Raw genomic sequence first — 25448 nt, 5'->3', positions numbered from 1 at the left:
GGAATAGCCGCACCTATGATCTCCAGCTCCGAACACGCCCGCCTGCTGCGGCTGGCGACCCGTGCCTCGGTGGCGGTGGCATGTACGCTGATCGTCGCCAAAGCCATCGCCTGGTGGTTGAGCGGTTCGGTGAGCATGCTCGCCGGGTTGACCGACTCGGCGCTCGACGGCGTCACCTCCCTGCTCAATCTTCTGGCGGTGCATTACGCCTTGCGTCCGGCCGATGACGATCACCGTTACGGGCATGGCAAGGCCGAGTCGCTGGCGGGCATGGCTCAAGCGCTGTTCATTGGCGGTAGTGCGGTGCTGATTTCTTTGCAGGCGATCGAGCGGCTGAAACATCCGGAACCGGTGGGCGCGCCGTGGATCAGCATCGGGGTCATTGTGTTCTCCCTGGCGCTGACCCTGGCGTTGCTGATGTTGCAACATCGGGTGGTCAAGGCCACAGGCTCCAATGCGGTGCGCGCCGACTCCCTGCACTACCGCTCGGACATGCTGCTCAATGGCAGCATTCTCGTGGCGCTGGTGTTGGCCGGGTTTGGCTGGCATCAGGTCGACCCCTGGTTCGGCCTGGCAATCGCTGCGTACATTTTCTGGAGCGCGATTCAGATCGCCAAGGAAAGTTTTACGGTGCTGATGGATGAGGAACTGCCGCCGGATGTGAGCCAGCACATGCTTGAGCTCGCCTGCGGCGTTACGGGGGTTTTGGGCGCGCATGACCTGCGCACGCGGATTTCCGGCAACCAGTGGTTCGTGCAGCTGCACTTGGAATTGCCGGGGGACCTGACCCTGTCAGTCGCTCACGGCATCAGCGATCAAGCCGCCGATGCGATTCACGCCGCCTACCCGCGAGCCGAAGTGCTGGTGCACGCCGACCCGCAGGAAGTGGTGCTGACTGCCAAGGCTCAGAAAGAAACCTGATAGCCGCGACTGCCCAGGCAATTGCCCTGTGCCTGGCGATAGGCTTGTACCACCGACGGGTCTGGCTGGTAGGTAGCCGTCCGCGGATTGAAGCCACTTTGTTGCACCGCGTATTGATAACACTCGTAACCGTCCTGGTTGACCTGTTCCGGCGACTGCCCGTTGGCCGGATAGGCCTCCACGTCGTAACTGTTGCTGACCGGCTGCGGCTGCGGCTGCATTTGCACCGGCGGCTCGACCACTACGTAATCCTGGGTGTTTTCCTGATAGGCGTAATACGAACCGGCCGCCAGGAACAGCAGCGCCCCGCCGATCCACACTTCACGTGCGTAGTCAGGCAAGTAGCTGACTCGAATTCCGCGAGGCGGTTGAACCACCACATAACGCGGGCCTTGCGGGCGGTACCAGTAGCCGCCGGAATAGAAATAATCCCGACCACCATATGGCACGCGGTAGTCACGGTCCGGGAAGCGGTCGATCACATGACCCGGGCGATATTGCGGGCCGGGGCCCCAGCCATTACCGTGCCCATCCGGACGACCCGCCCAATGGCGATCATCGGGACGTGGACCGTTGTTCTGCCATTGCTGGTTGTAATTGTTGCGCTGTGGGTTGTCCTGATAATAACCACGCTGTGGCTGCTGGGTCTGGCGCACGGTGTCAGGCCGCCCTTGGATCGGCAGGTCATTGGCCGGCAGTTGCGGCGGTGGCGGCGGTGGTCGAACCGGATTGTTGTAGTTGGGCGGCTGGCGGTTCTGCCACTGGCCGTTGTTCTGATTCTGGCCGTTGTGTTCGAACTGGCGGCTGTTGTCGCCACGAATGATGTCGTTGTTCTGCGGGCGCGGCTGATTATTGCCGCCATGCCCCTGATTGTTGCCCTGCTGGCCGTCCGATCCACGTTGCCCGCCATCGGGACCACGGTTTTGCTGATCATCGGCCAGCGATTGCGCAGTGACACTCACACACAGCAAACCAACACCGGCCAAACGCCAGATGCGCGACTTCATGCTTTTCCTCACTGCGGGTTAGGGCCTGTACGTAAGACTGGGAAAGTACAGAGCGGTTCTGCAACAGGTTATCAGTCGCGCAACTTATTTATTGAGGGCTGGGCTTAAATTGAAGGCAAAAGAAAAGGGAGACCCGTCGGCCTCCCTTTGAGAACTTCGTCCGTGCTCGACGCTTATGACGTCGGCTCACCTCACGCCGTCTTCTGGACAGTGTGTAGCTCGGGGGCCGGCACATCCCCGATGGGGGTGGCGGCCGCCGCCGGCCTGATTGGGCGAGCGGCTGTGGACTGTTTGTCCGAGCAGTGATTCTGGTGATAAGAATAGGCCGCAGGCGCCGGCAGAGGATTGCGAATATTGCTCAATTAAACATCACTTGCGCAATTTTTAACCCTGGATAGATAATCTGCCGCAATAGTTATGACAAAGGCCTGATTGATGAGCAAACTCGACCGATACGACTTGAGCATTTTGGCGGAATTGCAGCGCGACGCGCGCATCTCCAACCAGGAGCTGGCCGAACGCATCGGCCTGTCGCCTTCGCCTTGCTCACGCCGGGTCAAGCAACTGGAAGACGATGGCTACATCACCCGCCAGGTGGCACTGCTGGACCGCAAGATGCTCGGTTTGAGCCTCACGGCATACGTGCTGATCGGCATGGACCGACATACGCCGGAGCGTTTCGAGAACTTTGAAGCCGCGATTCGCACCTTGCCGCAGGTGCTGGAATGCAGTTTGGTCACGGGGATGGATGCGGACTATCAGCTTAAAGTCGTCGTGCCGGACATGGATCACTATCAGAAACTGCTGCTGGGGCATTTGACCCGAATTGAAGGGGTGACCAGCGTTCGTTCGAGTTTTGTGTTGAACCAGGTGCTCAATAGTACCGAGCTACCTTTAACCCATCTGCGCAGCTAAGTACGCCATCGCGGGCAAGCCCGCTCCCACAGGTTATGTGTCGGTCACAGAATTGCGATCGACACAAAACCTTGTGGGAGCGGGCTTGCCCGCGAAGGGGCCGGCACAGGCGACGAATAGCTGCGACACACTGCCGCAGGTCAATCCTCCAGCACTCCCCCATGCCGTATACTCCAGCGCCTTTTAGCCCCGCCCGCGCTGGAGATACTCAATGGATCCTGCCGTATTCGAAGAGTGGATGATGACCGGACTGGTCAGCATCCTGATCATTTTCATGGGTTTCATCGTCTGGGATCTGGCGAAAAAATCCAAGGCCGGCCGCTTTGGCTCGTTCATCCTGTTCTTCGTACTGGGTCTGGGCGTGGCTGCGTTCGTGATCAAAAGCGTAGTGATCGGCCTGATCGAATCCGGCACGTTATAACCGCGCCGGCACTTCCTTCCACTGGCCTTGATCGAGCCCTTCGATCGTCCAGTCGCCAATTCTGACCCGTACCAGACGCAACGTCGGCAAGCCGACCGCCGCCGTCATGCGCCGCACCTGACGGTTGCGCCCCTCGCGAATCACCAATTCCAGCCAGCTGGTCGGCACGCTTTTGCGAAAGCGCACCGGCGGGTGGCGTGGCCACAGCTCTGGCTCCTCCAGTTGCCGTGCCTCGGCGGGCAAGGTCATGCCGTCGTTCAGTTCGACGCCGTCACGCAAACGCTGCAACTGCTCAGCGCTCGGTTCGCCCTCCACCTGCACCCAGTAAGTCTTCGCCAGCTTGTGTTTCGGGTCGGCGATTCGCGCTTGCAGCTGGCCATCATTGGTCAGCAGCAGTAATCCTTCACTGTCGCGGTCCAGCCGCCCTGCCGGATAGATCCCCGGAATCTCGATGTAATCCTTGAGCGTCGCCCGCCCTCCTTCGTCGCTGAACTGGGTCAGCACATCGAAGGGTTTGTTGAACAGGATCAGCTTCGGCTCGGCCGGCGGCGCTTTGGCAACACGGCGCGGGGCTGGGGAGGATGGCGCAGGCTTCGCGCCAGGGCGGCGAGAAACGGGACGTTGGGGACGGGACATGGGAAAGAGGAGCATCTAACGGTCAGGGCTGCCAATGCTAGTGCCCTGACCGTCAAATGACCATCACGAATCAGCGGAACGGCGGCTCGTCGAAGCTGCGCAGTTTGCGCGAGTGCAGCGAGTTGAGTTCGGTGCGCAACAGATCCACCGCCTCGATGCCGATCTTCAAGTGCTGGCTGACCGCGCGTTCATAGAACGCGTTGGCCGAACCCGGCAGCTTGATTTCGCTGTGCAGCGGTTTGTCCGACACACAAAGCAACGTGCCATAGGGCACCCGCAGGCGGTAGCCTTGGGCCGCGATGGTGCCGCTTTCCATGTCCACCGCCACGGCGCGGGACAAGTTGATCAGTGGACGTTCCTGCGCCCAGCGCAATTCCCAGTTACGGTCGTCGTAAGTCAGCACGGTGCCGGTGCGCAGGCGTTTCTTCAGCTCGTCGCCCTTTTCGCCGGTGATGTTGGCGGCCGCTTGCTGCAAGGCCATCTGCACTTCGGCCAGGGCCGGAATTGGAATGTTCGGCGGCACCACCCGGTCGAGAATCCCGTCACGACGCATATAAGCGTGAGCCAGTACGTAGTCGCCAATGGTCTGCGACTGACGCAAGCCGCCGCAGTGGCCGATCATCAGCCAGCAATGTGGACGCAGCACGGCCAAATGGTCGGTGATGTTCTTGGCGTTGGACGGGCCGACACCAATGTTCACCAGGGTCACGCCATGGCCGTCACTGGCGATCAGGTGATAAGCCGGCATCTGATAGCGGTGCCACACCACGCCCGCAGCAATCGCCGAGGCTTCGCCGTGGTCCATGCTCTTTTCGATGATCACGTTGCCGGGCAATACCATGCGCACGAAACGCGGGTCGCTGCGCAACTGTTCCAAACCATGGACGATGAATTGGTCGACGTAACGGTGGTAGTTGGTCAGCAGAATCCACGGCTGCACATGACGCCAGTCGCTGCCGGTGTAATGCACCAGTCGGCGCAGGGAGAAATCGACCCGCGCGGCATCGAACAGGGCCAATGGCAGCGGATCGGTGTTTTCCCAGTCGTACAAGCCATCGGCAATGCCGTCGGTGGCGGCGGACAGGTCGGTACTCGGGAACACCCGCGCCAGCACGGCAGCCGTGACGCCGGAGCCGGCCAGTTCATCGCCCTGCTCGACCACGTAGGGATAGGGAATGTTCTGCTGGCTGATGCCGACTTCCACGGTCACGGTGAAGTCGTGCATCAACGGCACGAGTTGTTCCAGCAGGTATTTACGGAACGCCGCCGGATGGGTGACGGTAACACTGTAGGTTCCGGGCAACTGAACCTTGGCGTAAGCGCGCGTGGTCTGTGGGACTTCGCCCTGGCAGTGGTAGGTCAGACGCAGCTCGGGATAACGAAACATCGCACGCTGTTCAGCGTCCGGCTCGACTCGGTCCTTGAGATAACGCTTGAGCGCCTGGTTCAGCGCGGTGGTTGCACGATTGTGCAAGAGCGCAAGCCGGTCCACGGCTTGCTCGGCGGTTTGAACGACAATAAAAGCTTCGGTCACGATCAGCATCCTGTGTTCTGACTTGCAGAGCTTCATCTTGCCTGCATCATCGCTTCACGGGAACCCTGTGGGAGCGGGCTTGCCCGCGATAGCTGTCTATCAGCCAACATTGATGTTGAATGTAAAACCGCAATCGCGGGCAAGCCCGCCCCCACAGGTTCAGTGGTGTTGATCAAATGCGATCAGAATCCTTGCGGGGTCGAGCGGGCGACGATCGCTTCAACATCCAGCCCACGCGGCAACGCGCCATACACCCGGCCGGCCGAACCGAGGCGGCTGGCGATGAAGGCATCGCTGACCGCCGAGTTTCCGGCCTCCAGCAACAGCTTGGCCTGAAGCCCCAACGCAATGTCTTCAGTGAGCTGCCGCGCACGGTATTGAATATCGCTGGTGTCTTTGAACGCCGTTTGCAACTGGCTGATGTGCGCGGCCAGGCGCTTATCGCCATGGCCATCGCCCAGCTCGCTGAACAGCACATCGAGCACACCCGGCTCCTTGGACAATGCGCGCAACACGTCCAGGCATTGCACGTTGCCGGAACCTTCCCACGTCGAATTGACCGGTGCCTCACGGTACAGACGCGGGAGGATGCTTTCCTCGACATACCCCGCACCGCCCATGCATTCGGCGGCTTCGTTGATCATTGCGGGCGCGCGCTTGCAGATCCAGTACTTGCCTACCGCCGTCACCAGTCGGGCGAATTTGGCTTCGTGGCTGTCATCCAGATGATCCAGCGCCTTGCCCATGCGCAGGCTCAAGGCCAAAGCCGCTTCGCTTTCCAGCGCCAGATCGGCGAGTACGTTCTGCATCAACGGCTGTTCGCTAAGCAACTTGCCACCGACGCTGCGGTGAGCGCAGTGATGGCTGGCCTGTGTCAGCGCCTGACGCATCAGCGAGCTGGAACCGACCATGCAATCGAAGCGGGTCATGGCAACCATCTCGATGATGGTCGGAACCCCGCGCCCTTCTTCACCGACCATCCACGCCAGCGCGCCACGGAACTCCACTTCGCTGGAGGCGTTGGAGCAATTGCCGAGTTTGTTCTTCAGGCGCTGGATGTAGAACTGATTGCGCGTGTCGTCCGGGCGATGGCGTGGCAGCAGGAAACAGGTCAAGCCCTTGTCGGTCTGCGCCAACGTCAGGAAGGCATCGCACATCGGCGCGGAACAGAACCACTTGTGCCCGACCAATTCATAGGCTTGGCCCGGGCCACTGGCGCCAACCGGGTACGCCTTGGTGGTGTTGGCCCGCACGTCGGTGCCGCCCTGCTTCTCGGTCATCGCCATGCCGATGGTGACACCGGCCTTGTGGGCCATACCGACATTGCGCGGGTCGTATTCGGTCGAGAGGATTTTCGGCAGCCACTGCTCAGCCAGATCTGGTTGCAGGCGCATCGCCGGGACGCTGGCGAAGGTCATGGTCAGCGGGCAACCGCTGCCGGCTTCGGCCTGGCTGTGCAGGTACGACATGGACGCGCGAGCCACATGGGTGCCGGACTGCGGATGCGTCCAGGGCAACGAGGTCAAACCGTGTTCGACCGCCGTGCGCATCAGCTCGTGATACGCCGGGTGAAATTCCACCAGGTCGATGCGATGGCCGTAACGGTCATGGCTGACGAACACCGGTTTGTTCTGATTGGCCAGGAACCCTGCTTCCATCAGCGGCCCGCCAGCCAGTGCGCCATACGCGTCAATCCGCGACTCGGCCCAACCGGCCCCGAAACGCCGCGACCACTCCTGCAAAGGCAGGTCGATACGGTAGAGGTTGGTGCCATCCAGCGACGGTGGCTGGTTGGTGACTTCGTGGGTTTCGGCGAACTGATGCAGGTTCATGACGGGGCTCCTTTGGTCAGCCAAGGGAATTCAGTTAAGCACCGCCCCCGGGCTGAACAAAGTGTCATACCTGCCTAAATGTCGGCGCTTTCGCCTTGCCCCGAACAGAGTACCCGGCGATAGAGCGCCGCTTGCAGATCCTCGAATTTCACCGGTTTGCTCAGGTAATCGATCAAGGCTCCCGTCGGACAGCGCTCCCGATCGGCGCTCACGGCAATCACGAACACCGGCAACTCGGCACAGCCCGGCAAGGCTCGGATCTGGCAGCAAAGGGCGGTGCCATTCAGCGTCGGCAACTGACAATCGAGCAGCACCGCATCGAAGGTTTCTCGCTGCAAGAGATCGAGCGCGGCCGCACCGCTGTCGGTGGCGCGCACCCGGAACCCGAGCTTGAGCAACATGCCACGCATCACCAATTGATTGATGCTGTTGTCATCCACCAGCAGCACCGTGCAGTCCTGTGGCAACCGAAGACGCGAAAACTCGCGGGTCATCAAGGGCACTGCCGGCCGCTCGACCACGGGCAGTTCGAACTCGACGTCCAACTGGAAACGGCTACCGCTGCCGGGCTCGGATCGATGGGTCAGGCGCCCGCCGAGCAATTCGACCAGTTGCCGGCAAATCGCCAGGCCTACGCCCAGGCCGCCGTATTCACGGGTCATCGAGCCGTCGAGTTGGAAGAAGCGCTGATACATCGTCGCCTCTCCCAGATCGGTGAAGCCGATACCGGTGTCGATCACCGCAAACGACAGCGACATCCGACCGTTTTCCACCGGTTTGCCCGTCACGCGAAGGGCCAGCCCGCCGACCCGGGTGAATTTGATGGCGTTGTCCAACAGGCATTCCAGGCATTGCGCCAGCTTGACGCTGTCGCCGTTCAAGCGATCCGGCAAGCCCGGCGACACTTCCACTTTGAAGTCCAGCGACTTGCTTGAAGCATTGCCCTCGAACTGGGCGCGCAAGGTCTCGACCACGCCGCGCAGGCTGAACGTTGCCGAACTGACTTTAAGCTTGCCAGCCTGCAATTCGGTCAGGGTCAGGATGCCGTTGACCATGCGCATCATGTCTCGCGCGGATCCGGCGGCGGTTTGCTGGTATTGCTCCAGCTCCGGGTCCATCTCGACGGTCTGCATCAATTCAAGCGAACCGATCACACCGTTCATGGGCGTGCGCAATTCGTGGGTCAGGGTGGCGAGGAATTCGTCCTTGAGCTTGTTGCTGTGGGCCAGTTGCTGGTTCAGCACTTCGAGCTTTTGACCGGCATCGAACAGCGTCTGCGCCTGCTGCTCGCGCATGGCGTTGATGCGGTCGGCCAACGCCAGAGACAGCAGCGCCACTTCAATGGCCGAACCAATCTGGCTGGAATACATGGTCAGGAACACGTTCGGCAGGTAACCCAACACCATCATCGTGTTGACGATGCCACCGAGCAGGAAAGCCGACCAGGCGATGATGAAATACCGTGCCACCCGCAGGCCACGCAGCCAGGCGCACAGCCCGGCGATAAAAATCACCACGGTGAAGACCAATGCCAAGGCGGTTGCCAGGCGCAAAGCCAGGGCGTAACTGGCCATCAACGACAACCCGACCACCACCGCACTGAACGCCACCAGCGCCAACAGCAGACGGTCGAGCCAGCGACTGTGGCTGGCCGTCTGCAAGAAGCTGCGGGCGAACTGGCTGCCGAACAGTCCGGCGCACCCGATGAAGAACGGCGTCGCGGCGTTGGCCCACCACGGATTGTCCGGCCAGAAATATTCCACGGCTGCGCCGTTCACTGACAGCTGATACAAGCCGAAGGAAGCGATGTAGAAGATGTAATAGAGGTAGCTGGTGTCGCGCACGCTGAGGTAGATGAACAGGTTGTAGACCAGCATTCCCAACAACACGCCATAGATCAGCCCCAGCACATAAAGGCGGACCGGCTGTTCTTCGAGGTAAGCGGTGCTCGACCACAAGGTGACGGGCGCCTGGATCGACCCTTCGCTTTGCAGGCGCAAGTACACGGTTTGCGTCTGGCCAGGGGTGAAACTTAGATCGAACAGGTAGTTGTTCTGGCGGAGCTCGCGACTGGCAAACGGCAACGCATCGCCTGTTTGCCGGACCAATCGATACTCACCGCCAGCATCAGGTAAATAGAGATCGAGGTGATCGAGGGGCGGATAGGCCAGTTCCAGCAGCCAGGTCCGTTGCGCCGCCGGGTTCGACGGACGGTAATGCAGATCGATTTTCAGCCAGAACACCGAACGCGAATAACCGGCGTTGAGGGTGGCTTTATCGTGGGGCTTGAAGTTACCGGCCGCGGCTTGCGCACGGACATCGGCGATGGTCGCCTGACTGCCCGCGTCTTCATACACCTGCAGGGTTCGGCCTAGGGGAAGGCTCTGGGTGAATTCATCGAATTCGACGGCGCTCACCATGAGGGGCAAGCACAACAGCAACATCAGCAAATAGCGCATTTAAGCCCCAGCGTGGCCTGTCCGGTTATCTCAGGAAGCCCCTCATTCCCTTTGAGTAGACGTAAAACCGGCATTACCTGTTATTGGTTTGGATCCACTCTAGCATAGCCGTTGATGGCCATTGAGCACCATTGAAATATTTCCTGCGGAGGCTCTAGTACGGGCGTTCCAGCGGCATGATTGGAGCCGATTTATTGATACGGCCAGCCTGTGACAATGCATCGGCCGTTTCACACATTCCTGTAGCAAGTCACTCTCATGACTCGTTGGTCGACTGGTGGTAAGCTCGCGCACCATGAATATCTACAGCTCTCGCCCCGTTGTCCTCTGTCTCTCCGGCCACGACCCAAGTGGTGGCGCCGGCTTGCAGGCAGATATCGAAGCCCTGCTCGCCCAGGGTTGTCATGCGGCCCCGGCCGTTACCGCCCTGACCGTGCAAGACACGGTCAACGTCACTGACTTTCGCGTGCTCGACCGCGAGTGGGTGCTGGCCCAGGCCAACGCCGTGCTCAACGACTCCGAGGTCGCTGCCGTGAAACTGGGCATGCTCGGTTCCCTGGAGATGGTCGACACAGTCGTCGAACTGCTCTCGGCACACCCGCATTTGCCGGTGGTCTGCGACCCGGTGTTGCGCGCCGGTGGCGGCGGACGCCTGGGCAAGGATGAAGTCGGCTACGCCATGCGTGAGCGCCTGCTGCCCCTGTCCATCATCGCCACCCCCAACCTTCCCGAAGCCCGCATCCTCGCCGAACTGCCCGAAGGTACCGCGGACGAGTGCGCTGAAAAACTCCTGCCGTTCGTCAAGCACCTGCTGATCACGGGCGGCCATGGCGACGAACACGAAATCCACAATCGCCTGTACAGCCGCGATGGCCACCGCGAAACCTTTACCTGCCAACGCTTGCCCGGCAGTTATCACGGTTCCGGTTGCACCCTGGCCAGCGCCCTGGCCGGCCGACTGGCCCAGGGTGAACATCTCGCCAGCGCTGTGCAGACCGCGCTTAACTACACTTGGCGTACCCTGCGTGACGCGGAGCAACTGGGCAAAGGCCAGTTCGTGCCGCGCCGTCTGCCGCTGGATTTCTGTTCGTAACTTTCTATTCGCAACGCGGTGAGGCTTGTCCGATGAAACTACGTGGCCTGTACGCCGTTACCGACAGCCAGTTGCTGGCCGGTAAATTTCTCATGTACGTGGAAGCAGCGCTGGAAGGCGGCGTCACCCTGCTGCAATACCGCGACAAGAGCAGCGACGAGGCCCGACGCTTGCGTGAGGCCGAAGCCCTGCGCGACTTGTGTGATCGCTACAAGACACAACTGATCATCAACGATGACGCCGAACTGGCCGCACGCCTGAATGTCGGCGTGCACCTGGGCCAGACCGACGGCCCCTTGTCGCCGACCCGCGCGCTGCTCGGTCGCCAGGCGATCATCGGTTCGACTTGCCACGCGCAACTCGAACTTGCCGAGCAAGCAGCCAAGGAAGGCGCCAGTTACGTCGCCTTCGGTCGCTTCTTCAATTCCAATACCAAACCCGGCGCACCGACCTGCAGCCTCGAACTGCTCGACCAGGCCCGCAGCAAACTGCACCTGCCGATCTGCGCGATTGGCGGCATCACCCTCGAAAACGCCGCCCCGCTGGTGGCCCACGGGGTCGACTTGCTGGCGGTGGTGCATGGCCTGTTTGGCGCCCAGAGCACGGCTGAAGTGACACGTCGCGCCCGCGCATTCAACGAATTACTGAAAATCTGATTTGAGAGCCCGATCATGTCTCGTTCCGAAACGCTGTTTGCCAATGCCCAGAAACACATCCCCGGTGGCGTGAACTCGCCTGTTCGCGCGTTCAAAAGCGTGGGCGGCACACCGTTGTTCTTCAAACACGCCGAAGGCGCCTACGTCACCGACGAAGACGACAAGCGTTACGTTGACTACGTCGGTTCCTGGGGCCCGATGATTCTCGGCCACAGCCACCCGGACGTGCTGGACGCAGTGCGTAAACAGCTTGAGCACGGATTGTCCTACGGTGCCCCGACCGCGATGGAAACCGAGATGGCCGATCTGGTCTGCTCGATCGTGCCGTCGATGGAAATGGTGCGCATGGTCAGCTCCGGCACCGAAGCGACCATGAGCGCCATCCGTCTGGCCCGTGGTTTCACCGGTCGCGACAACATTATCAAGTTCGAAGGCTGCTACCACGGTCACTCTGACAGCCTGCTGGTCAAGGCCGGCTCCGGCGCTTTGACCCAAGGTGTGCCGAGCTCGGCCGGTGTGCCGGCGGATTTTGCCAAGCACACCCTGACGTTGCCGTTCAACGACATCGACGCGGTCGAAGCCATGCTCGCCGACGTCGGCCAGGACGTGGCCTGCATCATCGTCGAGCCGGTTGCCGGCAACATGAACTGCGTACCACCAGCGCCAGGTTTCCTCGAAGGCCTGCGGACCCAGTGCGACAAGCACGGCGTGGTGCTGATTTTCGACGAAGTGATGACCGGTTTCCGCGTTGCCCTCGGCGGCGCACAAGCGCACTTCGGCGTGACGCCGGACCTGAGCACGTTCGGCAAGATCATCGGTGGCGGCATGCCGGTCGGTTGTTTCGGCGGCAAGCGCGAAATCATGTCGCACATCGCGCCATTGGGCCCTGTCTATCAGGCTGGCACTCTGTCGGGCAATCCATTGGCGATGGCGGCGGGTCTGACCACGCTGCGCCTGATCAGCCGTCCCGGTTTTCACGCCGAGCTGAGCAACTACACCAGCCGCTTGCTCGATGGTTTGCAACAGCGCGCCGATGCCGCGGGCATTCCGTTCGTGACTACTCAGGCCGGCGGTATGTTTGGTCTGTACTTCAGCGGTGCCGACGACATCGTGACCTTCGATGATGTGATGGCCAGCGACGCCAAGCTGTTCGGTCGCTTCTTCCACTTGATGCTCGAAGGCGGCGTGTACCTGGCGCCGAGCGCTTTCGAAGCCGGCTTCACCTCGATCGCTCATGGCGAAACCGAGCTGAAACTGACGCTGGATGCCGCCGAGCGTGCATTCGCTGCATTGAAATAACGTTGATCCGCTGACGTTGGTGATTGCCAGCGTCAGCTTTCACCTGGATTTACACCCTTATTCCTGTGCTTCTGCTAATAATCCCCCGTGAATTGGGCGATATATTCCCCGCGCAGCAGAAAAACGAGTAAAGACTTTGTAAGGTTGGCCCTGCTTATTTCATAATGCGCGCTTATTGGATCCCCTCGATGGGTCCGCGCGCCCTTCAGAGGTAAGTCGATTCCCATGAACCGCACCGGCCGCGCCCTTGCACTGGGCTGCCTGTTGCTCCTTCAGCCCCTGCTCGCGCTCGCACAAGCAGGCGGCAACTCGTTGTTAATCCCAGCGATGGGTCGCTGCACCCTCAATACTCAGCCGCAAGACCTGACGCAAGCGCTTGCCGCCTGCCAGAAAGCGTCGGATGAAGGGGATGCACAAGCGCAATACGAGTTGGGTGAGTTCTACTACGACGGCAAAAACACCCCACGCGACCTCAAGAAAGCCCTGGATTACTTCGAAAAGGCTTCACTGCAAGGCCACGCCCAGGCGCAATTCAAACTCGGCACCATGTTCTTTCACGGCGAAGGTGTACCGGCCAATAACGTTCAGGCGTACATCGTGCTGAAAATGGCCGCGGTCAACGGCGCTGAAGATGCGTTGGACACGGCGGATGAAGTGGCCGAGAAGATGCCGCGCGAAGATCTGGAAGTCGCTACCCAGGTGCTGGGGCAAATATTCCGTAAATACCTGATGGAATTGCAAAGCGCCGATGGGCGCACGCCGTTTTCGCCGCTGCCTTAAATCTTCTTCGACCCTTCTGTCGCCTTCGCGGGCAAGCCTCGGTCTTACTTCTCAGGCATCGGCATCGGAAACGGCATGACATTGCCGACCGCACCGCGGGCTTCGCTGATTTTCGGCGTGCCGAGGCGTTCCACTTCGTCGATGCGCACAATCGAATGCATCGGCACAAAACTGCGCACAACGCCTTCGAACTGAGCTTTCAACTTCTCTTCGCTCGGGTCGACGACCACTTGCGTGCGCTCGCCAAAGACGAACTCTTCCACTTCCAGGAAGCCCCACAGATCACTTTGATAGATCTGCTTGGCATACATTTCGTACACCTGGCCCTGGTTGAGGAAAATCACCTTGTAGATTGGGGCTTCACGTTTGGTCATGGTGGGCGGGCAACACATTGGGGATAAAAATGAGGGCGCGAACTATAGCATAGCCACCGGACGCACAACGGTAGGAACCTTGGGACATGTTCCCTATAATGCGCGGTTCTTTGAATCACGTGATGACTCTGTCCATGGCCAAGAAGCTTTACATCGAAACCCACGGTTGCCAGATGAACGAGTACGACAGCTCGCGCATGGTCGATCTGCTGGGTGAACATCAGGCCCTGGAAGTGACCGCTCGCGCCGAAGACGCCGACGTGATCCTGCTCAACACCTGCTCCATTCGTGAACGCGCCCAGGACCGGGTGTATTCCCAACTCGGCCGCTGGCGCGAACTGAAACTGGCCAACCCGGACATGGTCATCGCCGTCGGCGGTTGCGTGGCCAGTCAGGAAGGCGCGGCTATCCGCGACCGCGCGCCGTATGTCGACGTGGTCTTCGGCCCGCAAACCCTGCACCGCCTCCCGGAAATGATCGACGCCGCGCGCGCCACCAAGCTGCCGCAAGTCGACGTCTCGTTCCCGGAAATCGAAAAATTCGACCATTTGCCCGAGCCGCGCATCGATGGCCCGAGCGCTTATGTGTCGGTCATGGAAGGCTGCAGCAAATACTGCACCTTCTGCGTGGTGCCCTATACCCGCGGCGAAGAAGTCAGCCGGCCGTTCGATGACGTGATTGCCGAAATCATGCACCTGGCCGAAAACGGCGTGCGCGAAGTAACGCTGTTGGGCCAGAACGTCAACGGCTATCGCGGGACGACGCACGATGGACGTTTGGCCGACCTGGCCGAGCTGATCCGTGTGGTGGCCGCCGTCGATGGCATCGACCGGATCCGCTACACCACCTCGCACCCGCTGGAGTTCTCCGACAGCCTGATCCAGGCCCACGCCGACGTGCCGGAACTGGTTAAACACCTGCACTTGCCGGTGCAATCGGGTTCAGACCGCATTCTCTCGGCGATGAAACGCAACCACACCGCGCTGGAATACAAATCCAAACTGCGGAAGCTACGCGCCGCCGTGCCGGGGATCTGCATCAGTTCAGACTTCATCGTCGGCTTCCCGGGCGAGACCGAGAAAGACTTCGAACAGACCATGAAGCTGATCGAAGACGTCGGTTTCGACTTCTCCTACTCGTTCGTCTACAGCCAACGCCCGGGCACCCCGGCCGCAGACTTGGCCGACGAAACGCCGGAAGAACTGAAGAAAGAGCGGCTGAACGCGCTGCAACATCGCTTGAACCAGCAAGGTTTCGAGATCAGCCGACAAATGGTCGGCTCGATTCAGCGGATCCTGGTCACCGATTACTCGAAAAAAGACCCCGGCGAGCTGCAAGGCAGGACCGAGAATAACCGGATCGTCAACTTCCGCTGCGACAACCCGACCTTGATCGGCCAGTTCGCCGACGTGCACATCGACGCCGCACAACCGCACTCGCTGCGGGGCTCGCTGATCCAATAACACCGCATAACTTGTAGGAGCGAGGCTTGCCCGCGAAGGCGGACTGACACTCACAACATGAGTCGTCTGAAATACCGCCTTCGCGAGCAAGCTTCGCTGCTACAGGGACGGTGTTTGGCGCTGGATTATTTAAGAGCTTTCGCACCCAGCCCACTGGCGTTATCCTTGATTTCATCTTAATTGCCCCAGGGCGGCTAAATACGACCTTGAACGCACCCATAGAACCACATCGCTTTATCCTCGAGCCCTTTGAGGCCCGTCGCTTCGCCAATCTGTGCGGGCAATTCGACGAGCATCTGCGCTTGATCGAACAGCGCCTGACCATCGAGATCCGCAACCGCGGAAACCAGTTCGAACTGATCGGCGAACCCAAGCACACCACTTCCGCGGAAAACCTGATCCGCCGCCTGTACCGGGAAACCAAGGGTACAGAGCTGTCGCCGGATACGGTTCACCTGTTCCTTCAGGAATCGGCCGTCGAAGAGCTGGACAACGTCTCCCCGTCCGAACCCTCCGTCGCCCTGCGCACCAAGAAAGGCATGATTCGCCCTCGCGGCTTGAATCAGCTGCGCTACGTGAAGGAAATCCTCGGTAACGACATCAATTTCGGCATCGGCCCGGCCGGTACCGGCAAGACCTATCTGGCCGTTGCCTGTGCGGTAGACGCGCTGGAACGCGAGCAGATCCGCCGCATCCTGCTGGTCCGTCCGGCGGTTGAAGCGGGCGAAAAGCTCGGCTTCCTGCCCGGCGACCTGTCGCAAAAGATCGACCCGTACCTGCGCCCCCTCTACGACGCACTCTACGAGATGCTCGGCTTCGAACACGTCGCCAAGCTGATCGAACGCCAAGTGATCGAAGTTGCGCCACTGGCCTACATGCGCGGTCGCACGCTGAACAACAGCTTCATCATTCTCGACGAAAGCCAGAACACTACCGTCGAACAGATGAAGATGTTCCTGACCCGGATCGGCTTCGGCTCCACGGCCGTCATCACCGGTGACATCACCCAGGTCGACTTGCCGAAAGGCACCAAGTCCGGGCTGCACCATGTGATTGAAGTGCTCAAAGACGTGCCGGGTATCAGCTTCACCCATTTCATGCCCAAGGACGTTGTGCGCCATCCATTGGTGCAACGCATCGTCGAAGCCTACGAGCGCTTCGAGAATCGCGCGGCAGACGAAACACCAAAGGACAGTCGCCGCGATGCTTGAGCTTGATCTGCAACTGGCTACCCAAGCGCCGTCCCCCAGCGAAGCCGAGTTCCGCCAATGGTGCGAACTGGCCCTGCGCCAGCGCACCGCCGACTCTGAAATGACCATCCGCCTGGTCGATGACGAAGAGGCCCGCGAGCTGAACCACACCTGGCGGCAGAAGGATTACGCCACCAACGTCCTGTCGTTTCCTGCGGATGTACCCGACGAGTTTCTCGACATCCCTCTGCTGGGCGATCTGGTGATCTGCGTGGCCGTGGTCGAGCGCGAAGCCGCCGAGCAAGGCAAGGAACTAAAGGCCCATTGGGCGCATCTGGTGATTCACGGCTGCTTGCATCTGTTGGGTTACGACCATATAGATGACGAGGAAGCCGAAGAAATGGAAGCACTGGAACGAACGTTGCTTGCCGAGTTGGGCTATCCCGACCCTTATGCGGACGACGAAACAGACACAACCCCTACCGTTACAACAAAGGATTCAGAGTAATCGCTATGAGCGAAGATCGATCGAGCAACGGGCAAAAGTCTTGGCTGGGTAAGCTCACCCAGGCTTTTGCCCACGAGCCGAAGAACCGCCAGGAGCTGCTGGAGCTGCTGCGCGACGCACACCAGAACAAACTGTTGGACAGCGAAGCGCTGGCCATCGTCGAAGGCGCCATCCAGGTCGCTGACCTGCAAGTACGGGACATCATGGTCCCGCGCTCGCAGATGATCAGCATCAAGGCGACCCAGACACCTCGCGAGTTCCTGCCCGCCGTGGTCGACTCGGCCCACTCCCGTTACCCGGTCATCGGCGAAAGCCACGATGACGTGATGGGCGTGTTGCTGGCCAAGGACTTGCTGCCATTGATCCTCAAGGAGAATGGCGACAGCTTCAACATCAAGGATCTGCTGCGCCCGGCCACCTTCGTGCCCGAGTCCAAGCGTCTGAATGTGCTGCTGCGCGAATTCCGCGCCAACCACAACCACATGGCCATCGTCATTGACGAATACGGCGGCGTGGCAGGCCTGGTGACCATCGAAGACGTGCTGGAACAAATCGTCGGCGACATCGAAGACGAGCACGACGTCGAAGAAGACAGCTACATCAAGCCGCTGCCCAGCGGTGACTTCCTGATCAAGGCCCTGACGCCGATCGAGAACTTCAACGAGTTCTTCGACAGCGAATTCTCCAACGACGAGTTCGACACCGTTGGCGGCCTGGTGATGAGTGCGTTCGGGCACTTGCCAAAACGCAACGAAATCACTGAAATCGGCCCTTATCGCTTCCGCATCCTGAACGCCGACAGCCGTCGGATTCACTTGCTGCGCCTGACCCCTATCGCCCGATAAATCCAAGGATTGAAATGCATCGTATGACCCGCCCCGGCTGGCCCGGTAACCTGCTGGCCGTGGCGGCCGGTGCACTCACCACCCTGGCCCTGGCGCCGTTCGATATCTGGCCGTTGGCGTTGCTGGCGGTAGGGTTCTTCTATGCCGGTTTGCGCGAACTGAGCCCCCGTCAGGCCCTGGGCCGTGGCTGGTGTTTCGGTTTTGGCCTGTTTGGCGCCGGTACCAGCTGGATCTATTACAGCATTCACCACTTCGGCGGCGCGTCAGTGCTGCTGGCCGGCTTCCTGATGCTGATCTTCACGGCCGCGATTGCCTGGTTCTTCGCCCTGCCCGCCTGGATCTGGGCGCGCTGGCTGCGTCGCAACGAAGCGCCGCTGGCGGATGCCTTGGCGTTTGCCGCGCTGTGGGTTGGCCAGGAAGCTTTTCGTGGCTGGTTTCTCACCGGTTTTCCGTGGCTCTACTCCGGTTACAGCCAGCTCGACGGCCCGTTGGCCGGGCTCGCGCCCGTCGGCGGAATGTGGCTGATTTCCTTCACGCTGGCCCTGACGGCGGCACTGATCTACAACGCCATGCGTCTGGTACGCACAGGCCGTAAAGGCTTTATCGCCGCCGGTGTATTGCTGTTGGTCGGCCCCTGGGTGGCCGGCATGGCGCTGAAGGAACACGCCTGGACCAGCCCGGCGGGCCCGGCGCTGAGCGTTGCCGCCCTTCAGGGCAATATCGAACAAAGCATGAAGTGGGACCCGGCGCAGCTCAACGCGCAGCTGGCGCTGTACCGCGACATGAGTTTCAGCTCCAAACGGGTCGACCTGCTGATCTGGCCGGAAACGGCCGTTCCGGTGCTCAAGGAGTCCGCCGAGGGCTACCTGAATATGATGGGGAATTTCGCCGCCGAGCGTAAATCTGCGCTGATTACCGGCGTACCGATCCGCCAGGAAGTCCGACACGAGAAGCGCTTCTTCAACGGCATCACCGTCCTCGGTGAAGGCGACGGCACTTATCTCAAGCAGAAGCTGGTGCCGTTTGGCGAATACGTTCCGTTGCAGGAAGTGCTGCGTGGGCTGATCGCGTTCTTCGACCTGCCGATGTCCGACTTTGCCCGTGGCCCGGCTGACCAGGCGATGCTGCAAGCCAAGGGCTATCAGATTGCGCCGTTCATCTGCTACGAAGTGGTTTACCCGGAATTCGCCGCCAGCCTGGCGGCCCGCAGTGATTTGCTGCTGACCATCAGCAACGACACCTGGTTCGGCACCTCCATCGGTCCGCTGCAACATTTGCAAATGGCGCAGATGCGCGCGCTGGAGGCGGGCCGCTGGATGATCCGCGCCACCAACAACGGCGTGACCGGCCTGATCAACCCGTTCGGGCAGATCACGGCGCAGATCCCGCAGTTCGAACGCGGCATCCTGTACGGCGAAGTCGTGCCAATGCACAACCTGACGCCTTACCTGCAATGGCGCTCGTGGCCGCTGATCATCGTTTGCGTGTTGTTGTTTGGTTGGGCGCTGGTGGCGAACCGGATGGCCAAGACCGTTTGACTGTGGCGAGGGAGCTTGCTCCCGCTCGGCTGCGCAGCAGCCGCAATACCGGTTAATGCGCTTTGTCAGCCAGAAATGGATTAGCCGGACTCAGGGCTGCTTCGCAGCCCGGCGGGAGTAAGCTCCCTCGCCACAGGTCATCGGTAAAACATTGAGTACCCGATCTGCCCCACCGCCTCATTAAACAACTGCCCGCTCTGCCAGATCGATTTGAACTCCGGCATCCAGCCACCCAGCGGCCGGGCATTGTCCGCGCCTAAAAACCCCACCGGCGCTGGCACCACTTCAAATCCCGCCTGCTGAAAGCTCCAGACCGATCGCGGCATGTGCCAGGCCTGTGTGACTACCACTACCCGCTTGATGCCCTGCGGCAAAAGCACCTCAGCGCTGAACTGCGCGTTCTCCCACGTCGTGCGGCTACGCCCTTCCTGCCAGCGCACGGTCACGCCGAAATCATCGAGCAACGAATCCGCCATCAACTTCGCTTCAGTGGGCGGCGTACCGTAATGCAGGCCGCCGCTGGTGAGAATGGGCAACCCGGAAGCCTTGGCCAGGCGTGCCGTATACCGTTCGCGCTCCAGACCTACGCCCGTCGGCTGATCAGCCCCCCAGGCAATATCGCCCCGCTCACGCCCCGAACCCAACACCACAATCGCATCCGCACGCTGACTCAGGGTGGCCCATTCCTCGCGCGCCAGTGGCGGTTCACTTTCCAGGGCCTTGGCGCCCCACTGCACCACCACCGGCAAACTCATTAACAGGAAGCCGCCGAACCCCAAGGCAAAGCACACACCCGCAAGCCGCGGTCTTGAGCGGCGCAACCACCACGCAAGTATCAGCAATAGCAAAAGAATGCCGGGCGGCAACAGAAGTTGTTTCACGAAATAACGAAAAGGCATCGAGCATCTCCATAAGATGCCCGAAGCCTAAGTGGGTTGACGCAATGCGACAACAAATGCGGAAGGACTATGCTCTAAAAAACCATGGGTCATGGCGTGCAGTCATTATTTGAATTGCAGAGACCGGACCTTTTCCGTGCCCCTGCCAGGTGCCTTGTCCTTGAGCCAGATGATCTTGGCCGAACGTGGTGCGTCGAGTTGCTTCACTGCTGCAGACAAGCATCCGTGCGTCTCACGTTCACTGCGATCCAGATAGGCTTTGACCAGTGCAAACTCTGCGGGGCTCAACCCACGCAGTTCCAGCTCCAGGGGACGCTCATCGCGTAGCCGGTCAGCGGTTTTTGCAGCGTCCAGAGCCATCCCAAGACGATCGATCAGTCTTTCGTACAGCTGCGGTTTCGTGACTTTTTGCTGTGACTCAACCATCCCTCACCTCATTGAAGATAAGACTCGCTCCCCATTTAGAGCTTAGCTTCCATGAACAAACCGGCTGGATGCCGCGACCAACGGCCCTCGCGGCGGTTTTCGCAAGACGCGCGGCAGCAATCAGGGTTTCCCTCGGTAGAGTGCGGTCATGTATGCTACGGCGCTTCCTGTAACTCCACTTCCAGCTCGTTCGGGCACCGAAACGCCGATTTGGCGTCATCACCGTCCAGCGTTGCATTGAAGAGGATTAGGCCACCCCTATTCAGTTCAAAAGTAGCCATGCACGAACAATATCAGCCCCGTGAAATCGAAGCCGCCGCCCAGTCGTTCTGGGACGAGCAAAAGTCCTTTGAAGTCAGTGAACAGCCAGGCAAGGAGACGTTCTACTGCCTGTCGATGTTCCCTTACCCCAGCGGCAAGCTACACATGGGGCACGTGCGCAACTACACCATCGGCGACGTGATCTCCCGCTACCAGCGCATGCAAGGCAAGAACGTCCTGCAACCCATGGGTTGGGACGCCTTCGGCATGCCGGCGGAAAACGCCGCGATGAAGAACAACGTAGCGCCCGCCAAGTGGACCTACGAAAACATCGCCTACATGAAAAACCAGCTGCGCAGCCTGGGCCTGGCGGTGGACTGGTCCCGCGAGGTGACCACCTGCAAGCCCGATTACTACCGCTGGGAACAATGGCTGTTCACTCGCCTGTTCGAAAAAGGCGTGATCTACAAAAAAAGCGGCACCGTGAACTGGGACCCGGTCGACCAGACCGTCCTGGCCAACGAACAGGTGATCGACGGTCGCGGCTGGCGTTCCGGCGCGCTGATCGAAAAGCGCGAAATCCCGATGTACTACTTCAAGATCACCGCCTACGCGGATGAGCTGCTGGAGAGCCTCGACGAACTGACTGGCTGGCCTGAACAGGTCAAGACCATGCAGCGCAACTGGATCGGCAAATCCCGCGGCATGGAAGTGCAGTTCCCGTACAACGTCGATTCCATCGGCGAAACCGGCGCACTGAAAGTCTTCACCACCCGTCCGGACACCTTGATGGGCGCCACCTACGTTGCCGTGGCCGCTGAACACCCTTTGGCCACCCTGGCCGCGCAGAACAACCCCGAGCTGCAAGCGTTCATCGCCGAATGCAAGGGCGGCAGCGTTGCCGAAGCCGACGTCGCCACCCAAGAGAAAAAAGGCCTGCCGACCTCGCTGTTCGTCGAGCACCCGCTGACCGGTGAGAAACTCCCGGTGTGGGTCGCCAACTACGTGCTGATGCATTACGGCGATGGCGCGGTGATGGCTGTTCCGGCTCACGACGAACGTGATTTCGAGTTCGCCACCAAGTACGACCTGCCGATCAAGTCCGTGGTGCGCACCAGCTCCGGTGACACCAACCCGGCTCCGTGGCAGGACGCTTACGGCGAGCACGGCACGCTGATCAACTCCGGTGAGTTCGACGGTCTGGATTTCCCAGGCGCGTTCGACGCCATTGAAGTCGCGCTGATCAAGAAAAACCTCGGTGCCTCGCGCACCCAGTTCCGCCTGCGCGACTGGGGCATCAGCCGTCAGCGCTACTGGGGCTGCCCGATCCCGATCATTCACTGCAACACCTGCGGTGACGTGCCGGTCCCGGAAGATCAATTGCCAGTCGTGCTGCCGGAAGATGTCGTGCCGGACGGCGCGGGGTCGCCTCTGGCGCGCATGCCTGAGTTCTACGAGTGCGCTTGCCCGAAATGCGGCGCACCGGCCAAGCGTGAAACCGACACCATGGACACCTTCGTCGAGTCCTCGTGGTACTACGCCCGATACGCCTCGCCGCACTATGAAGACGGTCTGGTGGAAAAATCGGCGGCCGATCACTGGCTGCCGGTGGATCAATACATCGGCGGTATCGAACACGCGATTCTGCACCTGCTCTACGCGCGTTTCTTCCACAAGCTGATGCGCGACGAAGGACTGGTGAGCTCCAACGAGCCCTTCAAGAACCTGCTGACCCAGGGCATGGTGATCGCCGAGACTTACTATCGTCGCGAAGCCAACGGTGCTTACACCTGGTTCAACCCGGCAGACGTCGAACTCGAACGCGACAGCAAGGCCAAGGTCATCAGCGCCAAACTGATCGCAGACGGCCTGCCGGTGGAAATCGGCGGTACCGAGAAGATGGCCAAGTCGAAGAACAACGGCGTCGACCCACAGTCGATGATCGACCAGTTCGGCGCCGACACCTGCCGCCTGTTCATGATGTTCGCCTCGCCTCCTGACATGAGCGCGGAATGGTCCGACTCTGGCGTCGAGGGTTCGCACCGTTTCCTCAAGCGCGTCTGGCGCCTGGCTCAAGCCCACGTCACTCAGGGCCTGCCGGGCAAACTGGATGTCGCCAGCCTGAACGACGAGCAAAAAGCCATTCGCCGTTCGATCCACCTGGCCATCAAGCAGGCCAGCCACGACGTCGGCCAGAACCACAAATTCAACACCGCCATCGCCCAGGTGATGACGCTGATGAACGTGCTGGAAAAAGCCGCGCAAGCCACCGAACAGGATCGCGCACTGGTTCACGACGGCCTGGAAGCCGTGACGTTGCTGCTGGCTCCGATCACCCCGCACATCAGCCACGAGCTGTGGCATCAATTGGGTCACGCTGACCCGGTGATCGACGCCGGCTGGCCGGTGGTGGACGACACCGCGCTGGTGCAGGACAGCCTGACGCTGGTCATCCAGGTCAACGGCAAGCTGCGCGGCCAGATCGAAATGCCGGCCACCGCGACTCGCGAAGAAGTCGAAGCCACTGCCCGGGTCAACGAGAACGTGCTGCGCTTCGTCGACGGCCTGACTATTCGTAAAGTGATCGTAGTGCCTGGGAAACTGGTCAATATCGTCGCCAGCTAAAATTGGATCAGGCGCCAGGTGAGCCTGGCGCCGAGTAAAACCTTTCGGGCCACACGGTCGGCCCACATGGTTTCAAGGGGAGCAACAAGATGATCAAACGCAATTTGCTGGTGATGGGCCTCGCAGTCCTGTTGAGCGCCTGCGGTTTCCAACTGCGCGGCACCGGCACCAATGAACTGGCGATCAAGGAGCTCGATCTGAGCGCCCGCAACGCCTACGGCGAAACCGTGACGCAACTGCGTCAGGTACTGGAAAGCAGCGGCGTCAAGGTTTACACCGGAGCACCGTACAAGCTTGTGTTAACGGATGAGCAGGAAAGCCAGCGCATCCTCAGCTACGCCGGTGCCGGCCGCACAGGCGAGTATCAGGTGACCACCGTGTTGAACTATGACGTCCGTGGTGCACAAAACCTGCCACTGCTGAGCGACAAGCTCGAAGTGCAGAAGATCTTTATCCACGACGGCAACAACCTGGTGGGTTCCGACCAGGAAGCGAGTACCGCTCGCACAGAAACCCGTCGCGAGTTGGTTCAACGCATGATGCTGCGCCTGTCGCAGCTCACGCCGACTCAGTTGGACCAATTGCAACAGACCGCCGACGCCAAGGCCAAAGCCGAAGCCCAGGCACTGGACGCGGCGCAGAAAGCTGAAGCGGAAACTCCGCGTCAGTCGCCTATCGAAATCCCGCAGCAATAAGACTTACGGGGCGCTCAGGCGCCCCGTTCGCCCTCTCTTATGAAACTCGCCCCCGCTCAACTCGCCAAGCACCTGCAAGGTGCCCTCGCGCCGGTCTACATCATCAGCGGCGATGACCCGTTGCTGTGTCAGGAGGCCGCCGACTCCATTCGTGCCGCCGCTCGCCAACAGGGCTTCGACGAACGCCAGGTCTTCGCCGCCGACGCCAGTTTCGACTGGGGAACGTTGCTGCAAGCTGGCGCAAGCATGTCGCTGTTCGCCGAAAAGCGCCTGCTGGAATTGCGTTTGCCATCCGGTAAACCCGGCGACAAAGGTGCTGCTGCATTCATCGAGTACTGCTCGCGCCCGGCCGAAGACACGGTGCTGCTGATCAGCCTGCCCAAGCTCGATGGCAGTGCGCAGAAGACCAAGTGGGGCAAGGCGCTGGTCGAAGGTCAGCAGACGCAGTTTGTGCAGATCTGGCCGGTGGATGCCAACCAGTTGCCGAGCTGGATTCGTCAACGGCTATCCCAGGCCGGTCTTTCCGCCAGCCAGGACGCCGTGGAACTGATTGCCGCGCGGGTCGAGGGCAACCTGCTGGCCGCCGCCCAGGAAATCGAAAAACTCAAGCTGATGGCCGAAGGTGGCCAGATCACCGTTGAAACCGTGCAAGCGGCGGTTGCCGACAGTGCGCGCTTCGATGTGTTTGGCCTGACCGACGCGATTCTCAACGGCGAAGCCGCCCATGCCCTACGCATCCTCGAAGGGCTGCGCGGTGAAGGCGTCGAACCGCCCGTGATTCTCTGGGCGCTGGCCCGGGAACTGCGCCTGCTGGCCAACCTTTCGCTGCAATACAGCCAGGGTGTGCCGCTGGACAAAGCCTTCAGCCAGGCTCGACCGCCGGTCTGGGACAAGCGCAAACCGCTGATGAGCAAAGCCCTGCAACGCTATCCGGCGCAACGCTGGGCGCAGTTGTTGCTGGAAGCTCAGCGCATTGATGCGCAGATCAAGGGCCAGGCTGCCGGGTCGCCGTGGATGAGTTTGAGTCGGCTGTCGTTGTTGATGGCGGGCCAGAGATTGTCGCTACCTGCC

23 protein-coding genes are annotated in these 25448 nt (G+C 60.6%); 15 read left to right on the top strand and 8 right to left on the bottom strand.

Going from position 1 to position 25448, the window contains the following annotated elements; translation table 11 throughout:
- The first annotated feature begins 15 nt into the window (after window positions 1-15).
- Window positions 16-921, top strand: a complete 906-nt coding sequence (locus tag K0F88_RS18675) for a cation diffusion facilitator family transporter (protein WP_219096047.1) — start codon at window positions 16-18, stop codon at window positions 919-921.
- Here K0F88_RS18675 and K0F88_RS18670 read toward each other — a convergent pair.
- Window positions 906-1928, bottom strand: a complete 1023-nt coding sequence (locus K0F88_RS18670) for a DUF6515 family protein (RefSeq protein ID WP_094470496.1) — start codon at window positions 1926-1928, stop codon at window positions 906-908. The two genes, K0F88_RS18675 and K0F88_RS18670, sit on opposite strands and share 16 nt — an antisense overlap.
- 435 nt (window positions 1929-2363) lie before the next feature.
- Here K0F88_RS18670 and K0F88_RS18665 point away from each other — a divergent pair, with 435 nt between their 5' ends.
- Together K0F88_RS18665 and K0F88_RS18660 are read left to right on the top strand one after the other, a co-directional pair.
- Complete coding sequence (locus tag K0F88_RS18665) at window positions 2364-2843, top strand: Lrp/AsnC family transcriptional regulator (RefSeq protein ID WP_007894448.1); 480 nt, start codon at window positions 2364-2366, stop codon at window positions 2841-2843.
- A 211-nt stretch (window positions 2844-3054) separates the two neighbouring features.
- The gene (locus tag K0F88_RS18660; protein ID WP_007937369.1) at window positions 3055-3264 is read left to right on the top strand and encodes a DUF2788 domain-containing protein; all 210 of its coding nucleotides are present in this window, start codon (window positions 3055-3057) and stop codon (window positions 3262-3264) included.
- On the opposite strand, the gene K0F88_RS18655 is transcribed toward K0F88_RS18660, so the two are convergent.
- The 4 genes from K0F88_RS18655 to K0F88_RS18640 form a co-directional block, all read right to left on the bottom strand.
- On the bottom strand, window positions 3259-3900 hold the full coding sequence (locus K0F88_RS18655; protein ID WP_257605296.1) for a pseudouridine synthase: 642 nt from the start codon (window positions 3898-3900) through the stop codon (window positions 3259-3261). The two genes, K0F88_RS18660 and K0F88_RS18655, sit on opposite strands and share 6 nt — an antisense overlap.
- Window positions 3901-3970: 70 nt before the next feature.
- The gene (gene amn / locus K0F88_RS18650) at window positions 3971-5470 is read right to left on the bottom strand and encodes an AMP nucleosidase (protein ID WP_169858286.1); all 1500 of its coding nucleotides are present in this window, start codon (window positions 5468-5470) and stop codon (window positions 3971-3973) included.
- A 146-nt stretch (window positions 5471-5616) separates the two neighbouring features.
- The gene (locus tag K0F88_RS18645; protein WP_219096046.1) at window positions 5617-7266 is read right to left on the bottom strand and encodes an acyl-CoA dehydrogenase family protein; all 1650 of its coding nucleotides are present in this window, start codon (window positions 7264-7266) and stop codon (window positions 5617-5619) included.
- Window positions 7267-7340: 74 nt separating this feature from the next.
- Window positions 7341-9725 carry a hybrid sensor histidine kinase/response regulator gene (locus tag K0F88_RS18640; RefSeq protein ID WP_219096045.1) on the bottom strand — a complete coding sequence of 795 codons (2385 nt, stop codon included), beginning with the start codon at window positions 9723-9725 and terminating at the stop codon, window positions 7341-7343.
- Between the two features lie 295 nt (window positions 9726-10020).
- Here K0F88_RS18640 and K0F88_RS18635 point away from each other — a divergent pair, with 295 nt between their 5' ends.
- The 4 genes from K0F88_RS18635 (at window position 10021) to K0F88_RS18620 (ending at window position 13553) form a co-directional block, all read left to right on the top strand.
- Entirely contained in the window at window positions 10021-10818 is a 798-nt protein-coding gene (locus tag K0F88_RS18635) for a hydroxymethylpyrimidine/phosphomethylpyrimidine kinase (RefSeq protein ID WP_219096044.1), read from the top strand.
- Between the two features lie 32 nt (window positions 10819-10850).
- Window positions 10851-11474 carry a thiamine phosphate synthase gene (gene thiE, locus K0F88_RS18630; protein WP_219096043.1) on the top strand — a complete coding sequence of 208 codons (624 nt, stop codon included), beginning with the start codon at window positions 10851-10853 and terminating at the stop codon, window positions 11472-11474.
- 15 nt (window positions 11475-11489) lie between these two features.
- Window positions 11490-12773, top strand: a complete 1284-nt coding sequence (gene hemL / locus K0F88_RS18625; protein ID WP_219096042.1) for a glutamate-1-semialdehyde 2,1-aminomutase — start codon at window positions 11490-11492, stop codon at window positions 12771-12773.
- Window positions 12774-12998: 225 nt separating this feature from the next.
- Window positions 12999-13553 (top strand): tetratricopeptide repeat protein, encoded by a 555-nt coding sequence (locus K0F88_RS18620; RefSeq protein WP_219096041.1) that lies wholly within the window; start codon window positions 12999-13001, stop codon window positions 13551-13553.
- Between the two features lie 44 nt (window positions 13554-13597).
- Here the strand turns inward: K0F88_RS18620 and K0F88_RS18615 are convergent, their stop codons facing one another.
- Complete coding sequence (locus tag K0F88_RS18615) at window positions 13598-13927, bottom strand: DUF1820 family protein (RefSeq protein WP_007894425.1); 330 nt, start codon at window positions 13925-13927, stop codon at window positions 13598-13600.
- Window positions 13928-14061: 134 nt separating this feature from the next.
- Here K0F88_RS18615 and miaB point away from each other — a divergent pair, with 134 nt between their 5' ends.
- The 5 genes from miaB to lnt all read left to right on the top strand — a co-directional run bounded on the left by miaB (window position 14062) and on the right by lnt (window position 19471).
- Complete coding sequence (miaB, locus tag K0F88_RS18610) at window positions 14062-15390, top strand: tRNA (N6-isopentenyl adenosine(37)-C2)-methylthiotransferase MiaB (protein WP_219096040.1); 1329 nt, start codon at window positions 14062-14064, stop codon at window positions 15388-15390.
- Between the two features lie 206 nt (window positions 15391-15596).
- Entirely contained in the window at window positions 15597-16601 is a 1005-nt protein-coding gene (locus tag K0F88_RS18605; protein WP_010467382.1) for a PhoH family protein, read from the top strand.
- The gene (gene ybeY / locus K0F88_RS18600) at window positions 16594-17088 is read left to right on the top strand and encodes an rRNA maturation RNase YbeY (RefSeq protein WP_219096039.1); all 495 of its coding nucleotides are present in this window, start codon (window positions 16594-16596) and stop codon (window positions 17086-17088) included. Before K0F88_RS18605 ends, ybeY begins: the two co-directional genes overlap by 8 nt.
- A 5-nt stretch (window positions 17089-17093) precedes the next feature.
- Entirely contained in the window at window positions 17094-17933 is an 840-nt protein-coding gene (locus K0F88_RS18595; RefSeq protein WP_109635113.1) for an HlyC/CorC family transporter, read from the top strand.
- A gap of 14 nt (window positions 17934-17947) precedes the next feature.
- Window positions 17948-19471 carry an apolipoprotein N-acyltransferase gene (lnt, locus tag K0F88_RS18590; protein WP_219096038.1) on the top strand — a complete coding sequence of 508 codons (1524 nt, stop codon included), beginning with the start codon at window positions 17948-17950 and terminating at the stop codon, window positions 19469-19471.
- A 137-nt stretch (window positions 19472-19608) separates the two neighbouring features.
- On the opposite strand, the gene K0F88_RS18585 is transcribed toward lnt, so the two are convergent.
- Both K0F88_RS18585 and K0F88_RS18580 read right to left on the bottom strand, forming a co-directional pair.
- Complete coding sequence (locus K0F88_RS18585; RefSeq protein WP_094470480.1) at window positions 19609-20370, bottom strand: YdcF family protein; 762 nt, start codon at window positions 20368-20370, stop codon at window positions 19609-19611.
- 105 nt (window positions 20371-20475) lie between these two features.
- Window positions 20476-20796: a hypothetical protein gene (locus tag K0F88_RS18580; RefSeq protein WP_094470479.1), complete on the bottom strand. Its 321-nt coding sequence runs from the start codon at window positions 20794-20796 to the stop codon at window positions 20476-20478.
- Between the two features lie 279 nt (window positions 20797-21075).
- Between K0F88_RS18580 and leuS the strand changes: the two genes are divergently transcribed.
- The 3 genes from leuS to holA all read left to right on the top strand — a co-directional run.
- The gene (leuS, locus tag K0F88_RS18575) at window positions 21076-23682 is read left to right on the top strand and encodes a leucine--tRNA ligase (RefSeq protein ID WP_219096037.1); all 2607 of its coding nucleotides are present in this window, start codon (window positions 21076-21078) and stop codon (window positions 23680-23682) included.
- 89 nt (window positions 23683-23771) lie between these two features.
- Complete coding sequence (gene lptE / locus K0F88_RS18570; protein WP_219096036.1) at window positions 23772-24377, top strand: LPS assembly lipoprotein LptE; 606 nt, start codon at window positions 23772-23774, stop codon at window positions 24375-24377.
- 39 nt (window positions 24378-24416) lie between these two features.
- A partial coding sequence (gene holA / locus K0F88_RS18565; RefSeq protein ID WP_219096035.1) for a DNA polymerase III subunit delta occupies window positions 24417-25448 on the top strand: 1032 nt, incomplete at its 3' end.

The organism is Pseudomonas sp. UMAB-40 (assembly GCF_900095275.1).
In the GTDB taxonomy this organism is placed as follows: domain Bacteria; phylum Pseudomonadota; class Gammaproteobacteria; order Pseudomonadales; family Pseudomonadaceae; genus Aquipseudomonas; species Aquipseudomonas mandelii_B.
Note: the sequence above shows the minus strand (reverse complement) of the source record. Positions and strands in the feature narration are given on the sequence as shown.